We start from the raw sequence: 17,834 nt of genomic DNA on the forward strand, positions 1-17,834 counted from the left end.
CACAATCGATGGTGCATGGAGGTTAGGCGCGATTTTTACTTCCGTCAAGAGGCGGATTGCTCTACACATCGATTTCGCAAGGAGGACGAGACATGGCAGACCTGACCTCGAAGAAGGCCACGATCTACGATCTGTCGGTATTGTCGGGGGCTTCGGCTTCGACGGTCAGCGCAGTGCTGAATGGAAGCTGGCGTAAGCGCCGTATCTCGGAGGAAACTGCCGGGAAAATTCTCTCGCTGGCAAAGGCCCAACGCTATACCGCCAACCTTCAGGCGAGGGGGTTGCGCAGCTCTAAATCGGGTCTCGTCGGATTGCTGGTCCCGGTTTATGAGAACCGGTTCTTTTCCTCCATGGCGCAGGCGTTCGAGGCCGAAGCGCGCAAGCGGGGCCTCTCGCCGATGGTGGTCTCCGGGCGGCGCGATCCTGAGGCAGAGCGCAAGACAGTTGAGACATTGATCGCTTACTCGATCGACGCGCTGTTTATCGCGGGTGTCGCCAATCCCGATGGCGTTCATCAGGTTTGTGCCGGTGCAGCCCTGCCGCACGTCAATCTCGATCTTCCTGGCAAGCTTGCGTCGTCCGTCATTTCCGACAACAGACATGGTGCGGAGATACTGACACGTGCGATACTGGAGCATGCGTCACGCGACGGCGCGCTTTCGCCTGATGACGTGGTGCTGTTCGGTGGACATGACGACCATGCGAGTCTGGAACGTATCGCAGGATTTGATGCAGCCAAGAATGCTTATTTCGGAACGGTCTGCAGCAGAGTAGCGGTGGAAAAGACAGGCTACTCACCGCGTATGACGGATATTGTCCTTGAAAACTATTTCATGCGCCACGGCCGTTTGCCGCGTTGCTTCTTCGTCAATTCGTCCATCAATTTCGAGGGTCTTCTGCGTTTTATGGGGCGGCATGATCCGGCGGTGGTCGCGAACATCGTGGTCGGCTGTTTCGACTACGATCCCTTCGCATCGTTCCTACCGTTTCCGGTCTACATGATCAAACCCGATATTTCGAAAATGCTGGAAGTCGGTTTCGAACTCCTGGATTCGTCGCCGGGCGAGCCGTGTGTGACCATTATCGAGCCACAGCTGATACCGCCGCGCACTGCGCTGACCGGCCCGCTTGACGATGTCAGTGAAACCCTGCGCGCTCAATGAACAGCGTGAGCGCATGATCAAGCCGAGGTCACTTGCAAGGCGTGCCTCGGCCAATCCATAATCAGAAATCCCGCAGCGATCTTATACTTGCCTGAAGGGTGCAAAAGGCGTGGTAGCGCCGATCATGCAGTTGCTGGAGCGTTCCAGAGGCGGGCACGCATGTCTTGCCGGGCTTGCTGAGCTTTTGCATTCCCTGTTTGAGGTCGGTGAAGACCTGCGCAGCGGTGGCGCCGAGAAGGGCCGCTCCCAAGAGGACAGGCTCTGCGGTCTGCGGCGCGATGACGGGCTTGCCGCTGGCATCGGCAAGAAGTTGGCGGATGAGATCATGCTGGCCGGCGCCGCCGCTGATAATGATCTGGTCGATCCCTGCGCCCGCCTTCGTCTGTGCCTCGATGATCTGTCGAAGCCCGTAGCCGATCCCGCACAAACCGGCCACATAGAGGGCGACGAGACTGTCGAGATCGCGCTCCATCCCAAGCCCGGCAATGACAGCGCGAGCAGCCGGATCGGCAAACGGTGCGCGGTTTCCGAGGAATTCAGGGACCACATGAAGGCCTCGGGCCAGCGTGACGACCTGAGAAGGAGAAGCGCTGGTGGCAGATGCCATATTGGCGAGCATGACGGGAAGCGCAACGCCGGTAGCGCGCGCCTTTTCATGCGCCTCGGGAAATGCGGGATGAAGGCTGATCAGATGGTCGATGGCCGCACCGGCAGCACTTTGTCCGCCCTCATTCAACCACAGGCCAGGCACCATGGCAGAGTAGTAAGGACCCCAGACACCGGGAACGAATTTCGGCTCCTCGGTCGAGGTCAGCGTACAGGAGGACGTGCCGAAGACATAGGCGAGGTTCGATTCGGGCGTTCCGCCGATCCCCACCGTGCCGATACCGCCTGCATGCGCATCGATCATGCCGGCAGAGACAGGCGTACCCGGTAAAAGGCCGAAATCTTCTGCAGACTTGGCCGTCAGCCCTTGACCGACCGGCGTACCGGGCTCGACGATCTCCTGCCCAATGCGGGCAAAGTTCTCGTCAGCCAGTTCCGCAAGACCGATCTGGCGGAAATAGCTTGGGTCCCACCGCTGCTCATGGGCAATATACGTCCATTTGCATGCCACGGTGCAGGTGGAACGCGCGAGACTTCCCGTTGCTCTCCATGTGAGAAAATCAGCGAGATCGAAGAACTGCCATGTCTGTGCAAAGATCTCCGGCCGATTTTCCTTTAGCCATAACAGCTTTGGCGTCTGCATTTCAGGTGATATGCGTCCGCCGACATAGCGTAGAACATCATGGCCTTGCGCATTGATGCGCTCTGCCTGTTCTACTGCACGGTGATCCATCCAGACGATGATGTCTCGGGCCGGGATTTCAGATGGGCCGACCGGCAAAGAGCGCCCGCCTTCGCCCAGCACCACGAGCGAGCAGGTGGCGTCGAAGCCTATGCCCACGATATCGTCCGGCGAGACGCCTGCGCGTGAAACCGCTGTGCGCACGGCATATGAGACTGCCTGCCAGATATTCTCGCTCGACTGCTCCACCATGTGGTGGGCATCCCGATAGATGTCGATGTCGTGCTTGGCCGTTCCAAGGCAATCGCCTTCCTCATCAAAAATGCCGGCGCGCGCACTGCCGGTGCCGACATCGACGCCGATGAAATATCTGGAACGGCTCATGGAAAACTCTCCCGCATTACAACTCCACCTCAATCCCGGCTACAGATCGACGCTGTTGGGCAGGATCACGAGATCTCGTATCACGACATTGCGGGGGCGGGACAGCATGAAATACACAGCTTCGGCGACTTCTTGCGGCTGCATCAGGCTTCCATTGGCAAGCGCCTCCTCCATCTTTGCTTTCGGCCAGTCATCCAGAAGAGCCGTGACAACCGGGCCGGGCAACACTGCGCCGACGCGCACGCCATGGGGCGCAACTTGGCGGCGAGTGGAATGGACGAATGCCTGGACGGCGAATTTGGACGCGGTGTAAATCGGCTCCCAAACGACAGGAACCACACCGGCGACAGAGCTGGTAAATAGAATGTCGCCGCTCTTTTGAGCGATCATGTGCGGAAGCACGGCGTGAACGCTACGGAAGGCAGCGTTGATATTCAGATTGAGCATCCTGTCCCAGCTGTCGGGATCGCCTTCTGCGACAGCACCGCCGATATAGGCGCCCGCATTGGCATGGAAAATATCGAGCCGTCCGGCTTCAGCGAGAATGCGCGGAAGCATCCCTGAAACCTCTTGGCCGTCAAGGAGATTGACGACGAGCATACGGCAACGCTCTCCAAGCTCTGAACAGAGCGCCCGCAACCGGTCCTCGGCGCGATCGATCAGAACAACTGTCGCACCCTCATCGAGAAGTTTGCGTGCGCAAGCCAGGCCAATGCCGGATGCCGCACCGGTGATGGCTGCAACCTTGCCTTCAAAGCTATCGGTCATGTGAGGCTTCCTCCCTACAGTCATTATGCCTTTGTCAATCGAACGTTTGTCCGATCTCTTGTTTTGCGTCCCTGAACGGTGATGGACGCTTTTTCGGCCTCAATCTCAGAGCGCCTTGCCGTCCGCAGTGAAGAGATAAATGTGCGCATGGTCGATATCCGCGCTGATTGTCTCGCCCTGCGTCACATCCGGCCGGCCGTTCACCACAATGGTGACTTGTTCTGCTGGCGTACGGGCGTAGACCTGGGTAGAGCCCCCCAGATTTTCGGCGAAATCGAGGGTGAGGTTAAGCATGGAATGGCCGGTGCCGATCCTGATATGCTCGGGCCTAAGGCCAACGGTGACGATATCTCCGGGGCGGAGCGTGTTGCTTCGCGGATGGCTGAGCACGAGGCTTTGCCCTTCAAATGCGGGATGCGAAAGACGCAGGCTCGTCGCATCCGCACCCTCGACTTTAGCGGCCAAGAAGTTCATTTTCGGCGAGCCGATGAAGCCTGCGACAAAGGTATTGGCTGGACGGTCGTAAAGTTCTGTCGGAGAACCGATCTGCTCAACCAGACCGGCGCGCAGAACCACGATACGGTCTGCAAGAGTCATCGCCTCTACCTGGTCATGTGTGACATAGACCATCGTGGCGCCGAGATTGCGGTGAAGCTTGGCAATTTCGACGCGCATCTGGCTTCGCAACTCCGCATCGAGGTTGGACAGCGGCTCGTCGAATAGAAAGATTTTCGGATTGCGTACGATCGAGCGGCCAATGGCGACGCGTTGGCGCTGGCCACCGGACAAGGCGCGTGGTTTGCGTTCGAGAAGCGGCTCGATCTGAAGGATGCGGGCGGCATCGCCGACGCGTCGTTTGATCTCCTCTTCGGACAGCTTCGCCATGCGCAGACCGAACGCCATGTTGTCGAACACGCTCATATGCGGATAGAGCGCATAGGACTGGAACACCATCGAAACTTCACGCTTGGCCGGCTCTTCGTAGGTTACATCCTTTCCATCGATCAGGACCTTACCCGAACTCACGTCCTCCAATCCGGCAATCATGCGCAGCAGCGTGGACTTGCCGCAGCCAGACGGGCCGACGAAAACGACGAATTCCCCCTTGGACGCCGATATATCGACGCCCTTGATGACGCCAAGTTCGCCGAACTGTTTCTTGATGTTTTCCAGTTGAAGGAAGGTCATTCTTCGTTACTCCCAATCTGTGAGCGGTTACCGCGCAAGCGGTGCGACGCCCGCTTGACTATTGACGTTTGCTGCGGTTCGGCGGTGCATCCCGCAGAAGCGCCTCCGCGGATGCCTGATCTGTCACCAGTTGCTTGACGTAACCGGCACGCAGGATCGCGCGGATGATGTTGAACTTGTAGAGGCCGCCCGAAGCCAGGATCGAATGCCGCACCGCTTTAAGATCCTTCAGTGACAGAGAAAGGACGCGCTCTGCCAGCGGATGATCGATCGGGTTGCCGTCCTCGTCGAGAAAGACACCGAGCAGATCTCCGATCGCCCCGGCGTCCAGGAGCGAAGTAATGTTCTCCGATACGGTCGGCGTCTGGACCAGCAGCGAGCGGGGCGTCATGTCTCCGCACGAAACGAGCGCGATGTCGACCGAGGTTGCGCGCCGCATCGTCTCGCGAATGCCATGATGGGACAGAAGCGCTTCCCGGCTTTCCGCTGTCGGAAAATAAAGCGGCGCCGTCAGATACCAGCATTCGGCGGAAATCGCGCGTGCGTAGCCTGTCGCAACCTCGAATGTGCTCGAGCCTGAACCGCGCGTCAGTCCGCCCATGATCGACGTGACCCAGCTTTCGGGCAGGGCGCGTGGCGTCAGTCGTTTGAGACCGGCGGACAGGGTTTTTCCCCAGCCCACGCCAAGCCCCATTCCATCCTGCAGCATTCCATCAAGCAAAGCACCGGCGGCCTCGCCGATCACGCGTTGATTTTCGGCGTCATCCGGCAGCGTGGGGGTCACACATGCGCCTTCCAGGCCAAAGCGTTCTTTCAGCTTATGCTCAAGATCGATGCAATCGGCCATCGGCAGACGAATATCGACCACGACGGAGCCATCTGTGCGGATCTGTCCAAGGATCTTGTTGACCCGCAGCCGGGTCAATCCCAACTGATCGGCGATTTCCTGTTGGGTCATGCCTCCAATGAAATAGAGCCATGCTACGCGGGCGCGGGTCTGCTGCGCATTGAAATCATCCGCAGCTACACCATTATCCGTTCCTTTGTTCACCATCATTGTCACTCCTGGCTTAAGCAAAGTCCTGCTTAAGGGTGCTGACGGTGCTCTTCAATGCGTCGAGTATGGAGACGCTGTCGCGTTCGAACGGATAGAAGACCTCAAGAAATACAGGGCAGGCCGAAAGACCTGTCCGCGCGAGCTCAGCCTTGACCTCGTGCGGCTTCACACGTCCCGCTTCAGTGAAGTCCCAATGCCGGTCCAGAATGAAGTCTGTCTGCTGGATATGAACAGCGGAAATCACGTCCTGCAGCTCGGCAAGCCATGGCTCCATCGTGTCTGCCTGCTGGCCATAAAGCGGTAAGATGGTGCCGTGGCCCCAGTCGACGCAGAAGGTCCAGGGTGTGGCGCTGCCGGCCGCATCTGTCATCATCCGCCGCGCTTGGGCAATCGTCCACGGCCATTCCCGGCGCATGGGCGTCGGCTCGACATAAAGCGCAGACAGGCCTGCGGCCTTTGCCTTTTGGCCGAGCCGCATCATTCTCTCGATCAGGCTATGATAGTCGCGTTCGTCGATGGCGTCAGCCTCGGTGCCATCCGGCCTTGAGGCAATGGCGCCCAAAGGACCGCCGACTGCGGGAATGCCTGCTTCGGCGGCGAAATCATAGGCGCGCTCCAGCCAATGTTCGGCGTAGGTCCGCACCTCTTCGTCCGGATGAAGCAACTGGTTGAAGGTGTAATGGGCCAAACCGATGAAGGCACTGTGAATAACGATACCGTAATCGGCGGCGGCATTGCGGACATCTTTGGCATGCCGCGATACGACTGCCGAAGGCCACATCGGGTCGACGAGATCGAAGGAAAACTGGATCTTGTCGAGTCCAAGAGTATCGCGCACGACAGGTGCCCAAAGCTGCGGCGTGATCCACCGCTTCACGCAGAAGGAAAGGTTGATGCCAAGCGGGTTCGATGCGCTCATTTGGTCGCTCCCATCGTCAGGCCGCGAACCATGTGTCGCGAAACGATCAGTGCGAAGATTGTCACCGGTAGAACGATGACTGTACCGGTTGCCATGATCTTGCCCCAGGGCAGCTCATAGCCGGACATGAAACTGGTGGCGGCGACGGGCGCCGTCTGGACATTGCGTCTCGTCAATACCAGTGCGTAAAGCAGTTCGTTCCAGGAGAAGATGAACGAGAAGATCGCAGATACCGCAATCCCCGGGGCACCAAGCGGTAGATAGATCTTGCGGAAGATCGTGAACTGATCCGCGCCATCCAGTCGCGCCGCCTGTTCCAGATCCGGCGGAATGGACTTGAACTGATCGGTGCATATCCACACGACGATCGGCAGGTTGAAGGTCAGGTAGATCAGAATGAGGACAAGATGCGTGTCGAGAATATTGAGCTGCAACGCTAGAATATAGACGGGCAATGCGAGGACGATCGGGCTCGTCATGCGGTTAGAGATGAACCAGAACCACAGGTCAGATTTGCCGCGAAAGTCGTAGCGGGCTAGGGCATATGCCGCAGGTGCCCCGAGTGCAACGGCGAGTGCCGTGGTGCAAATGGCGATGATCAGAGAATTACCGACGCCTCCAAGCACCTTGGAGTCGGCGAAAATCTCACGATAGTGATCGAGCGTCGGTGTAAAGAGCCAGACTGGCGGAGAGGCCAGAATGTCAGACTGCGACTTAAAGCTTGCCGAAACCATCCAGAAGAAGGGAAACAGCGTAAAGAGGACGACTGCGGTGAGCCCTAGAGCGTGTAGAACCTTGCCGGATGACAGGCGCATCAGTTCACCTCCTTATAGAGAACGCGGATATAGAGACGGCTGAGAAGGATCGTGATGATCAGCAGCAGGATCGCCTGGGCGGACGCCGTGCCAAGATCGAACACGCGAAAGCCGATACGTTGAATGTAGATCGATACGAGATCGGTCGCCGATCCGGGGCCGCCACGGGTCATGACGAAGACCATGTCGAAGAGCTTCAGAACGTCGGCCGAGCGCAGGATCAACAGGGCGGTCAGTCCCGGCATCAGATAGGGAAGTTGGACGAAGCGCAGCAAGGACAGCTTCGATGAGGTTTCTAGCCGCGCAGCCTCCTCGATTTCACCCGGCACCATGGAAAGCCCGGCCAGGAAGATCAGGGCGCAGAAGGGTGTCCATTGCCAGATATCCATGATCGCGATGGCTGCGAAGGCGCCGCTTTGCGATCCAAGCCAGTCGATACCGCCGATCCCAAGGACATCCAGAAACCAGTTGGCGACGCCGAAATCACCGTTGAAGATCAATCGCCCGATAAGGCCCACAACGGCATAGGTGGTCGCAAGCGGCACGACGAGCGTCACTCGTGCCAGCGATTTGAGGAAACCCATGCCCGGCTTGTGCAGTAGGAGCGCAATCATCAGGCCGAGCACGATCTCGATCGGCAATACGGTGACGTAGAATTTGGCAGTCAGGAACAATGACGCCCAAAATGTGCTGTCCGACAGGACGGACGCGTAATTTTCAAACCCGACGAAGGGGAAGCCTTCGCGCGGGCGCGCGATGTTGTAGCGACGAAACGATGTCACCAATGCAAATATCGTCGGGTAGATCCCGATGATGAACAGCGTCAATACCGCGGGCGCCAGAAACCAGAATGGTGTCCACCGGCCATAGCCGCGGTTTGGTCTGGAGGTGGGTTCTGACATCGGTCTTTCCTCTCGATGCATAGCAGGCGTGGGCACTGCTTTCGCCGCAATGCTCGGCTTTATTCAAGGTTCGTGTGATTGGCGCGCATCGCCTGGGGCGTCACGTTCAGACGGTCACGAACGGCGAGAACGAGAAGCTCGAAAGCAATGTAGAGCGCGCCCTCATAGAGCGATCCCATCGGCAGGACCGATTGCGTGTCGCCCTGATCGTCGGCCATGGTTTGCGCCGGTATATGCAACACACAATCAGCCTGGCTTGCCGCCGTGCCTTGAGGTTGTGCCGTCACGACGAGAATGCGGGCACCAGCGTTGCGCGCAACGCCGATCAGGGCCGAGACGGTTGAGAAATCGCCAGGCCCTGCTGAAACGATCAACAGATCGCCTTCAGCCACGGGCGGCGTGGTCATGTCGCCCACCATGGCGCAATGCAGTCCCAGATGGAAAAGGCGCATTGCCAGTCCCTTGATCTGGAGACCTTCGCGCCCGACCCCATAGAGGGCGATCCGCCGAGCTTTTGTGATTTCCGCAACTGTCGCTTCGAATTGCTCCGTGGCGATGTCGCGCAGGCAGACGCCAATCTCGGCAAGGGCTTGGTCTGAGAGATGCAGCATGGATCGGTTCCGGTTAAAGGATCGGCAGGGGGTGGTGACAGCAGTTGCCGCCACCCCCTGCCGTGCAATGACCTCTTGGAGATTTACGCTATAGGGTTACTGCAACAACTGCTTCTTGCCGTCGTAGTAGCCTTCCTTCTTCAGGATATCCTCCATGCGCGTGCCGATTTCCTTCGATCCTGCTTCGACCGAAACCTCGCCGAGCATCATCTTGGAACCCCACTCGGCAACGACTTCGGAGATGGCTGGCCATGCCGGGAAACGTGGACGGAATTCCGGAACGCCCTTCTGCCAAGAGGCGACCATCGGCTCGACGAACTTGTACTTCGCCTTGATCTCCGGGTCGTTGTAGACGGACATACGGCCGGAAACGCCGCCAGCTTCCACATAGGCCTTGGCGATGTCCTCAGAGGTTGCCCACTGAATGAACAGCCAGGTCGCCTTCTTCTGCTCTTCGGTGGCCTGCGCGGCAACCGCCAGAGAGAAGCCGCCAAGGGCAGGGAGACGGCCAGCAGGGCCTGCGGGTTCCGGCGCTACTGCGAGGCAGTCTCCGAGCTTGGAGGTGGCAGGATCGACGAGCGTACCGTAGAAGGCAGACCATTCCGTGATCATTGCGACCTGACCTTGGGCCAGGGCGTTGACAGCTTCTGCGTGGTCGAAGGACACGATGCCGGGTGGCATATATTTCATCAGATCCTGACGGAAGTTGAGGCCAGCCTGGCTTTCCTTGCTCATCAGGTTGGACTTGAACTGCTTGTCGAGCAGCGAGCCACCGAAGGGCCAGAGCATACGCATGAAACTGTCGGCCGACTGCGTTTCTCCGCGCAGCGATTGCAGGGCGTATGCATATTGGTTCTTCGATGCATCGGTCAGCTTTGGCGCGTAAACCTTCATCAATTCGTCCCAGGTTGCCGGTGGCTTGTCGAAGCCGGCATCCTTGAGCTTGCAGGAGTTGTAGAACATCAGGCCCGAATAGTTGTCGAAGGGCAGGCCGTATGTTTTTCCACCCCAGGAGCCGAACGCATCGAGCAGAAGTGGGAAGAAACCATCCAGCTTGAGGTTCGGATCTGTGATCGACTTGTCCTTGGTGAAATTGTCGATCGGGTCGATCCAGCCGTTTTCGGCAAATTCGCCGATCCAGACGAGATCGACCAGGGCCATCGTGAGATCGCCTTGCGAGGTGAAGTTTAGCACTTCCTTCTCGCGCGTATTCTCATAAGGAACGATTTCGTAGTTGACCTTGATGCCGGTCTTCTTTTCGAAATCCGGAAGGAGCTTGATGATCGCACGATAGCCGGGGCGATCCAGGAATATGCCGCTGATCTCCGTACCCTTCAGCGGCTTGGCTGCGTCTTCCAGCCAATCGGCATGCGCCAACATCGGCGCACCAGCGGCTCCCGCAGCCAGCGCCAGAACGCTGACGCACACTCTCAACAAACGTTTCATGCCACTCCTCCTATCGTGCCCGCCTTATGACGCAGGCTTGTTTCAGTCTTCGATCGCTTGCGACATGCGCGCAAAAGAGCATTGCTCGCCCTCGGCGCCGCCTCTTCCCAAAACTGCTTTTTCCTCCCGAAGCCGTCGCCTTGGTCACGCCTCACCATTTGCGCCATCGGCGCACTCGCGAAGAGTTATCAATGGTTTGGGCTCGCCGTCCTCTCGGCGGGAATGTGCAATCGATACACATGTAAATTTATTTTTGCAATAGTAATGATGGGGCAATTGTGATTTTATCGACGTCGTTCAAGGCAGAGGCGAATATGACGACGAACGCATCAGAGCGAACTGAAATCGATGACCGCAGAGCGCTTGCCGAGCGCATCGCAAAAGCCGCTGGAGCCAAAGCTCGGGGGTTTCTTTTGAAGCCACATCGACTGGAAACCACACAAAAATCCTCGACCCAAGACCTGGTGAGCATCGCGGACCGGACCACGGAAGCCTATCTTCGCAAAGCGATTCAGAAGCATTTTCCCGATGATGGTATCGTCGGGGAGGAAGCGGGCTCCACGCGCGGAACCTCGGGCTATATTTGGGTGATTGATCCCATTGACGGGACGATGGCCTTTCTTGTCGGGCAGCCAAACTGGTCGGTTTCAATCGCGGTTCTTAAAAATGCGGAACCGGTGGTCGGGGTGGTGTATGCCCCTGTGCTGCGCGAGCTATACGTCGGCCAGACCGATCGAGGCGCAACGCTAAACGGTCGATCTCTTTCCATCAATCAGGACTGGACGATCCGCTCGACAACGATTGGTTATGGTGGGACCGAACGCGCCGATCCGATTGAGGTCGGTGCATTCGTAACCCGGCTTTATCAGGAGGGAGGCGTTCTCTTTCGCGTAGGCTCCGGCGCACTCATGCTGGCCTATGTCGCCGCCAACCGGCTTGCTGGCTATTACGACCCGACCCTTTACTGTTGGGACTGTCTTGCTGGCGTTGCGCTTATTCGTGAGGCGGGAGGGTTGGCGGAGTTTGCCGGGGACCTGACGAAGCCGGGTCCAATCTGGGCCGGCAACCAGGGCGTCTTTGAGCACCTGAAGCGGCTTAGCGCGTGACGCGCAGCTTCGGGTAGTACTGACCGGTTTGGATCACGCCTTAAAGACCGGCTCGATCCCGCAGTCCAGAAGCTGTGGATCGATACCAAGCTCCATCTCGATGAACATGGAATCGACGAAGTCGATCAGCGCATCGGTGGCGCTAAGCGCCTTAGCCAAATTCCGGTTCGCGACGGCGTTCAGAACAGTTAGGTGACAGTCGATGGTCGTGGACAGATTGGATTTCTCCGGCGTCAGATTGTGGTGAATGAAACCGATGCGTCGATAGATGGTGTGCAATGGTCGCAACGTATGTTCGAGAAACGGCTCGCCGGAGGCAGACAGCAGAAGCTGGTTGATGCGGCGATCCAGCACATTGAACTCGGCGAGGCTCATACTATCGCTTCGCTCAAGCAATGTGCGTTCCATATGCAGGAACTGATTGCGGTGCGAAGGACTGGCGTGGTCGATCGCCATTCGCACGACAAACCGTTCTATGTCGCGCCGTAATGGCAGAAGGCGGCGCTCCCTTCCCAAATCTATGGGTGCAACCTTTAGACCATGCCGTGGAAGAACGATGAAAAGCGTATCTGCAGCGAGCTGGCTGACGGCGCTATGAACAGGTGTGCGGCCAAGTCCCGTTGCATCCTGCAACTCACTCAATGTGAGTTGCATCCCCGGCTTGAGCTCGCAATTGATAAGCCGTTCTTCGATGCGCTCATACGCAAGATCGAAGAAATTGATCCTGTTTGCTCGCTTTGGCGCAAGGCTATCCGTGCGTTTCGGTGGGCTGCTTTGCTTGGGTATGGCCATCGCCGGCTTCCTTGCCTCGCACCAGTGAAGAGCATCTCTTCGAAGACCGTTAAAACATGTTGTGATATTTCACAAGTCTCACTAATGTCGTTTTCCTTGATCGGCTCGGAGGGGGCGTTGCATTGGCATGTCATGTCAGCAACGCCTGCGCCGCTTTTGGGGGATGAATGAATGAAAATCACGTCTGTCGAGACATTGAGAACGGAAGAGTTCGCCAACGTGCTGTGGGTGCGTGTCCACACGGACGCAGGCGTGATCGGTCTGGGAGAAACCTTTTACGGTGCCGGTTCGGTTGAGGCTCATATTCATGATGTGCTTGCTGGCCGCCTGCTTGGCCAGGATCCGCTGCGGATCGAAGCGCTTGCGCGTGAACTGGTGAACCTGCCAATGGCGCAGGCCTCTACCGGAGCGGAGTATCGTGCGGCCTCGGCAATCGATCTTGCCCTGTGGGATATCTTCGGCAAGGTCTGCGGCCAGCCTGTTCACCAGATGCTGGGCGGGCTCTGCCATGACCGCATCCCTGTCTATAATACCTGTGCAGGCTACGGTTATGTCCGCTCGAACAAGATCAAGCCGGTCGACACCTGGAATTTCAGGGACGATGCCGAGGGCCCCTATGAAGACCTGAAAGGGTTCATGACCGATGCGGGCGCACTGGCGGAGAATCTATTGGAGCAGGGGATTTCCGCCATGAAGATTTGGCCGTTCGATCCCGCCGCGATCGAGAATGACGGACGCTTCATAACCGCCGAACAACTGCGTTCAGCCATCAAGCCGTTTGAGCAGATCCGCGCTCGCGTTGGTGACAGAATGCGCATCATGGTCGAATTTCATAGCCTGTGGAATCTGCCCACCATCAAGCGGATCGCTCGAGAACTGGAGGCATTCGATCCGACCTGGTACGAAGACCCGATCCGGATGAACTCGGTATCGGCTCTTTCCGAACTCGCCGCCTCAACGAGCGTGCCCATCTGCGCTTCCGAGACGCTCGGCTCGCGCTTTCCCTACAAGGACATGCTTGAAGCGGGTGCAATCGGCATTGTGATGACCGATCTGGTTTGGACTGGGGGGCTGACGGAAGGCCGCAAGATCGCCTCTCTTGCCGACACATACCACAGGCCCTATGCCCCGCATGATTGTACGGGTCCCGTTGCTTATGCGGCTGCTGTTCACTCTTCCTTCTCGCAGACCAACACAATGATCCAGGAATCCGTTCGGGCTTTTTATACGGGCTGGTATAAAGAACTTGTCACCCACGTCCCGGTCATCGAAAACGGCTTCGTCTTGCCGATGGAAGGGCCAGGCCTCGGCACCGAATTGCTGCCGCAGGTTTTTGAAAGATCGGACCTTAAGGTTCGACGCAGCACGCTTTGAGGAGGAAACGATGAGCAATCAATCCATTTTCGATTTGAAGGGTCGCACAGCGCTGATAACCGGCTCCTCGCGCGGTCTGGGTCGCGCCATGGCCGAAGGTCTTACCGCTGCCGGCGCTCGCGTCCTGATCAATGGGACCGATACGTGTCGTGTTGCACAGACGGTGGCTGAGTTTCGCGGCGCCGGTTATGAGGCTGATGCTGCGTCTTTCAACGTGACTGTGGAAGAGGAGGTCAAGGCAGCGTTTGAAGGGCTGGACGCTGCAGGCGTTGCGGTGGACATTTTGGTCAACAATGCCGGTATTCAGTATCGCAAGCCTATGGTCGAGCTTGAAACGGCGGATTGGCAGCGGGTCATCGATACGAACCTGACAAGCGCCTTCGTCATCGGGCGCGAGGCGGCGAAACGGATGATTGCCCGCGGTCATGGCAAAATCGTCAACATAGGATCGCTGACCAGCGAACTGGCCCGCGCAACGATCGCGCCCTATACGGTCGCAAAGGGCGGGATCAAGATGCTGACCAGAGCCATGGCGGCGGAGTGGGCACAGCACGGAATTCAGGCGAACGCGATCGGTCCCGGCTACATGCTGACGGATATGAACGAGGCCTTGATCAGCAATCCCGACTTCGATGCGTGGGTGAAGGGTAGAACACCATCGAAACGATGGGGCAAGCCGGAAGAACTGATCGGCACCGCCGTTTTCCTCTCCTCCTCCGCATCAGATTACGTCAACGGCCAGATCATCTACGTCGATGGTGGCATGTTGGCGGTTCTTTAGCTTCTCTTAGTCACCGATGAAGTCGAGCGACCTCAAGGTTATTGATGAGCTTCCAACAGCAAGCGAGTTGCTGGAAGCCATCTTCAATCGAGTCTGCAAAATCCCTTTCGAACATCCACAGTCGACAAATTAAACTCTCAGCTTTTCGTCCTGCCACAGACGAAATCCACCGTCGAAAGCGAGTTTATTGTCGCCGCGACGGCACTTCGGCGGAAGTGAATCGAGCTTTTCTACGTTGCCGCCACCGATGACGACGTAGTCGGGTTCAAGGGCGTTCGTAAGCGTCTCGACGACATCGAAAACCCGCGTCTGCCACTTCTTGTGACCTTTCTTCTCGCGATAGGCTTCGCTGATATAATGCTCGTAGCTCTTGCCCTTTCGGTAGGGAAGGTGAGCGATCTCCATGGGTTGCGCAACGTTCTCCACGATCATTGCTGCGCCAAGCCCGGTGCCAAGTCCGAGGAACAGCATGCGTCCATCCTTGTAGGATCCGAGCGCTTGCATCAGCGCGTCGTTGACGATGCGGGTGGGACAGCCAAAGGCGGCCTGATAATCGAACCCGACCCAGCCGTCAGCCAGGTTTACAGGCTCTCGAAGCGGCTTGTCATGCACGACCGGTCCGGGATAGCCCATAGAGACAACGTCATATTTCAAGCCGTCCGCCATCGCCTTCACGGCAGCGACCATGTCCGCCGCTGTCATGGTCTTGCCGCTGACTGCTTTCTTCTCTTCGCCGCCTGCACTGGAAAGGATCTTGACGTGACTGCCGCCGATATCGATGGAAAGGACAATGCGATCTTTGCGTTCTGAAACATCTTGCGTCATACGTCTTCTCCAATCACTCAAGCAGGGTCCACCCAGCCTCCAGGAGGTGCGAAAGTCTCCGTGCCCTCAGGTCCCCACGTTCCGGGTTTGTACGTCGGTGGAACAGTCTTTTCGTCCAGGATAGGCTCTACAATCTTCCAAGCCAGCTCCGCCGCATCCTGACGGGTGAAGAGTTGCCTGTCACCGGCCATGGCGTCGCCTATCAACCGTTCATAGGGCGCCATGTCACCGGTGCCGTCATCCACTGCGGTCAGCTCGACGGCTTCTCCTCGCATCTTTTCACCCGCAGCCTTGCGACGCGCGCCAATGCCGATCGAGATATCCGGCCCAAGCCGGAAGCGAATATAATTGGCAGAAGTGTCGGTGATCTCGTCAAAGAGGGTCACGGGCGGTCGCTTGAAGCGCACCACGACTTCCGTTGCGTGGGCTGGCAGGTTCTTGCCAGCGCGGATGAAGAAAGGCACGCCGTTCCAGCGCCAGGTGGCAACCCGAAACCGAACCGCAGCAAAGGTTTCTGTGGCTGAGGCGGGCGCCACTCCAGGTTCGTCTGTATAGCCTTCGAACTGACCGCGCACCACATCGTCCTTCGAAAGAGGCGGCATGGCTTTCAGCACTTGCACTTTTTCATCGACCAGATCGTCGGATGCGCCGGAGGCTGGGGGCTCCATGGTCAGTAGCAAGAGGACGTTGACCAAATGGTTCTGGATCACGTCGCGGATGCAGCCGACTTCATCATAAAACTTACCGCGCCCCTTGATGCCGAAATCTTCGGCCATGGTGATCTGCACGCTCTCGACGTGATCGCGATTCCAGATCGGTTCCAGAAAGCTGTTGGCAAAGCGAAAATAGAGCAGATTCTGGATCGCTTCCTTACCGAGGAAATGATCGATGCGAAAAATGGCGTCTTCCTCGAAGACTTTATGCAGCACTTCGTTCAGCGTTTTTGCGGAAGCAAGATCGCGCCCGAATGGTTTTTCCACCATAAGCCGCGCATCTTTGGCGATACCCGCCTTATCCAGACCATCCGCAACCGTTTCAAACAGAGAGGGTGGTATTGCGAGATAATAAAGTGGATTTTTGTGACCAGCCAATGCCTCTCTCAGCTTGTCGAATGTCGACTGGCTGCGATAATCGCCGGAGACGTAGGAGAGCCTGTTCGCCATCTTGCTGAACACGTCCTCGTCGATCGCGTCCACATGCTTTGAAACGGCGTCTCTGGCACGCGCGATCAGTTGATCGCGCGTCCAGTCGTCGAAAGCAACACCGATGATTGGGGTGTCGAGGCTGCCTCGCTTCACCATCGCGTAAAGCGATGGGAAGATCATCTTGTGGGCGAGGTCGCCTGTCGCGCCGAACACCACCAGAACGTCGGACCGTTGCTGTGCCATCGCTGCATTCCTTTCGATTTACTTGGTCTTTTCCAGGTGACCGCCGAAAGCGTGGCGCATGGCGGAGAGAACCTTTCCAGCAAACTGTGCCTCACCGCGAGACGAGAACCGCTCGAACAGGGCCGAGGCCAAAACCGGTGCGGGAACGCCGGTTTCGACGGCTGCCTGCAATGTCCATCGGCCTTCGCCGGAGTCAGACACGCGGCCATCGTAGTTCTCCAGATGCGGGTCCTGTTTCAAAGCTTCCGCCGTAAGATCCAGCAACCAAGAGCCAATGACCGAGCCGTGTCTCCAAACCTCCGTGACTGCGGGAAGATCGACATCAAAACGGTAATATTGCGGGTTTGCCAATGGTGCCGTCTCGGCATCCGCTTCCCGCTCGCTATTGCCCGCATTTGCGGCCTTCAATATGTTCAGCCCTTCTGCGTAGGCTGCCATGACCCCATATTCGATGCCGTTGTGAACCATCTTGACGAAATGGCCTGCACCCGCAGGGCCGCAATGCAGATAGCCTCTAGGTGCAGTTCCGGTCTCTGGATCTTCCGCGATGTCCTGGCCGGCACCGGGTGCGAGCGACGCGAAGATCGGATCTAGCCTTTTCACGGCGGCCTGCGGGCCACCGATCATTAGGGAATAGCCGCGCTCCAGACCCCAGACGCCGCCCGAGGTTCCGACATCGATGAAGTCGACGCCGAGCGGCGCAAACTCCGCGGAAAGATTGATCGCCTCATGGTAGAGCGAGTTGCCGCCATCGATAATCGCGTCGCCATTGTCGAGCTTGGAGGCAAATTCGCGGGCAATTTTAGGCGTAATGGCCGCAGGCAGCATTAGCCAGACGGCGCGTGGTTTTTCCAGCTTGGCAATGAGATCGTCGGGCGATGACGCGCCCTTGGCGCCGTCCTTCACCAGAGCGGCCACATTGTCGGCGTTGACGTCGAAGACAACGCAGTCATGGCCCTGTTTCAGAAGACGGCGCACCATATTGGCCCCCATGCGGCCAAGACCTACCATTGCAATCTGCATATCA

17 protein-coding genes are annotated in these 17,834 nt (G+C 57.8%); 4 read left to right on the forward strand and 13 right to left on the reverse strand.

Annotation, left to right across the window (positions count from 1 at the left end; all coding sequences use genetic code 11):
- The first annotated feature begins 92 nt into the window (after window positions 1-92).
- Window positions 93-1,163 carry a LacI family DNA-binding transcriptional regulator gene (locus tag QZ862_RS18565; RefSeq protein ID WP_296101306.1) on the forward strand — a complete coding sequence of 357 codons (1,071 nt, stop codon included), beginning with the start codon at window positions 93-95 and terminating at the stop codon, window positions 1,161-1,163.
- Between the two features lie 61 nt (window positions 1,164-1,224).
- Here QZ862_RS18565 and QZ862_RS18570 read toward each other — a convergent pair whose 3' ends face one another.
- From QZ862_RS18570 to QZ862_RS18610, 9 genes are all read right to left on the reverse strand, one after another.
- Complete coding sequence (locus QZ862_RS18570; RefSeq protein WP_296101308.1) at window positions 1,225-2,835, reverse strand: FGGY-family carbohydrate kinase; 1,611 nt, start codon at window positions 2,833-2,835, stop codon at window positions 1,225-1,227.
- A 39-nt stretch (window positions 2,836-2,874) separates the two neighbouring features.
- A complete protein-coding gene (locus QZ862_RS18575) occupies window positions 2,875-3,603 on the reverse strand; it encodes an SDR family oxidoreductase (protein ID WP_296019849.1) in 729 nt (242 codons plus the stop codon).
- Window positions 3,604-3,708: 105 nt separating this feature from the next.
- Window positions 3,709-4,791 carry a sn-glycerol-3-phosphate ABC transporter ATP-binding protein UgpC gene (ugpC, locus tag QZ862_RS18580; protein WP_062599772.1) on the reverse strand — a complete coding sequence of 361 codons (1,083 nt, stop codon included), beginning with the start codon at window positions 4,789-4,791 and terminating at the stop codon, window positions 3,709-3,711.
- Window positions 4,792-4,849: 58 nt separating this feature from the next.
- Window positions 4,850-5,848: a sugar-binding transcriptional regulator gene (locus QZ862_RS18585; RefSeq protein WP_296101309.1), complete on the reverse strand. Its 999-nt coding sequence runs from the start codon at window positions 5,846-5,848 to the stop codon at window positions 4,850-4,852.
- A 13-nt stretch (window positions 5,849-5,861) separates the two neighbouring features.
- Window positions 5,862-6,767 (reverse strand): TIM barrel protein, encoded by a 906-nt coding sequence (locus QZ862_RS18590; protein ID WP_296101310.1) that lies wholly within the window; start codon window positions 6,765-6,767, stop codon window positions 5,862-5,864.
- Complete coding sequence (locus QZ862_RS18595) at window positions 6,764-7,582, reverse strand: carbohydrate ABC transporter permease (RefSeq protein WP_062424443.1); 819 nt, start codon at window positions 7,580-7,582, stop codon at window positions 6,764-6,766. Before QZ862_RS18595 ends, QZ862_RS18590 begins: the two co-directional genes overlap by 4 nt.
- On the reverse strand, window positions 7,582-8,484 hold the full coding sequence (locus tag QZ862_RS18600; protein ID WP_062599768.1) for a sugar ABC transporter permease: 903 nt from the start codon (window positions 8,482-8,484) through the stop codon (window positions 7,582-7,584). Before QZ862_RS18600 ends, QZ862_RS18595 begins: the two co-directional genes overlap by 1 nt.
- A 59-nt stretch (window positions 8,485-8,543) precedes the next feature.
- Window positions 8,544-9,095: an SIS domain-containing protein gene (locus QZ862_RS18605; protein ID WP_296085041.1), complete on the reverse strand. Its 552-nt coding sequence runs from the start codon at window positions 9,093-9,095 to the stop codon at window positions 8,544-8,546.
- 96 nt (window positions 9,096-9,191) lie between these two features.
- The gene (locus tag QZ862_RS18610; RefSeq protein ID WP_296085043.1) at window positions 9,192-10,541 is read right to left on the reverse strand and encodes a sugar ABC transporter substrate-binding protein; all 1,350 of its coding nucleotides are present in this window, start codon (window positions 10,539-10,541) and stop codon (window positions 9,192-9,194) included.
- A gap of 314 nt (window positions 10,542-10,855) precedes the next feature.
- Here QZ862_RS18610 and QZ862_RS18615 point away from each other — a divergent pair, with 314 nt between their 5' ends.
- A complete protein-coding gene (locus QZ862_RS18615; protein ID WP_296101311.1) occupies window positions 10,856-11,647 on the forward strand; it encodes an inositol monophosphatase in 792 nt (263 codons plus the stop codon).
- Window positions 11,648-11,680: 33 nt separating this feature from the next.
- Here QZ862_RS18615 and QZ862_RS18620 read toward each other — a convergent pair whose 3' ends face one another.
- Window positions 11,681-12,439 carry a GntR family transcriptional regulator gene (locus QZ862_RS18620; protein ID WP_296101312.1) on the reverse strand — a complete coding sequence of 253 codons (759 nt, stop codon included), beginning with the start codon at window positions 12,437-12,439 and terminating at the stop codon, window positions 11,681-11,683.
- A 171-nt stretch (window positions 12,440-12,610) separates the two neighbouring features.
- Here QZ862_RS18620 and QZ862_RS18625 point away from each other — a divergent pair, with 171 nt between their 5' ends.
- Window positions 12,611-13,813 carry a mandelate racemase/muconate lactonizing enzyme family protein gene (locus tag QZ862_RS18625; protein ID WP_296101313.1) on the forward strand — a complete coding sequence of 401 codons (1,203 nt, stop codon included), beginning with the start codon at window positions 12,611-12,613 and terminating at the stop codon, window positions 13,811-13,813.
- 10 nt (window positions 13,814-13,823) lie between these two features.
- On the forward strand, window positions 13,824-14,594 hold the full coding sequence (locus tag QZ862_RS18630) for an SDR family oxidoreductase (RefSeq protein ID WP_296101314.1): 771 nt from the start codon (window positions 13,824-13,826) through the stop codon (window positions 14,592-14,594).
- A gap of 129 nt (window positions 14,595-14,723) precedes the next feature.
- Here the strand turns inward: QZ862_RS18630 and QZ862_RS18635 are convergent, their stop codons facing one another.
- The 3 genes from QZ862_RS18635 to gnd are packed head-to-tail and all read right to left on the reverse strand — an operon-like array spanning window position 14,724 to window position 17,830.
- Complete coding sequence (locus QZ862_RS18635) at window positions 14,724-15,419, reverse strand: ROK family protein (protein ID WP_296101316.1); 696 nt, start codon at window positions 15,417-15,419, stop codon at window positions 14,724-14,726.
- Window positions 15,420-15,436: 17 nt separating this feature from the next.
- The gene (gene zwf, locus QZ862_RS18640) at window positions 15,437-16,807 is read right to left on the reverse strand and encodes a glucose-6-phosphate dehydrogenase (RefSeq protein ID WP_296101317.1); all 1,371 of its coding nucleotides are present in this window, start codon (window positions 16,805-16,807) and stop codon (window positions 15,437-15,439) included.
- Window positions 16,808-16,825: 18 nt separating this feature from the next.
- Window positions 16,826-17,830: a phosphogluconate dehydrogenase (NAD(+)-dependent, decarboxylating) gene (gnd, locus tag QZ862_RS18645; RefSeq protein ID WP_296019809.1), complete on the reverse strand. Its 1,005-nt coding sequence runs from the start codon at window positions 17,828-17,830 to the stop codon at window positions 16,826-16,828.
- Window positions 17,831-17,834 lie beyond the last annotated feature (4 nt).

The organism is uncultured Agrobacterium sp. (assembly GCA_913777615.1).
Classification (GTDB): Bacteria; Pseudomonadota; Alphaproteobacteria; order Rhizobiales; family Rhizobiaceae; genus Agrobacterium.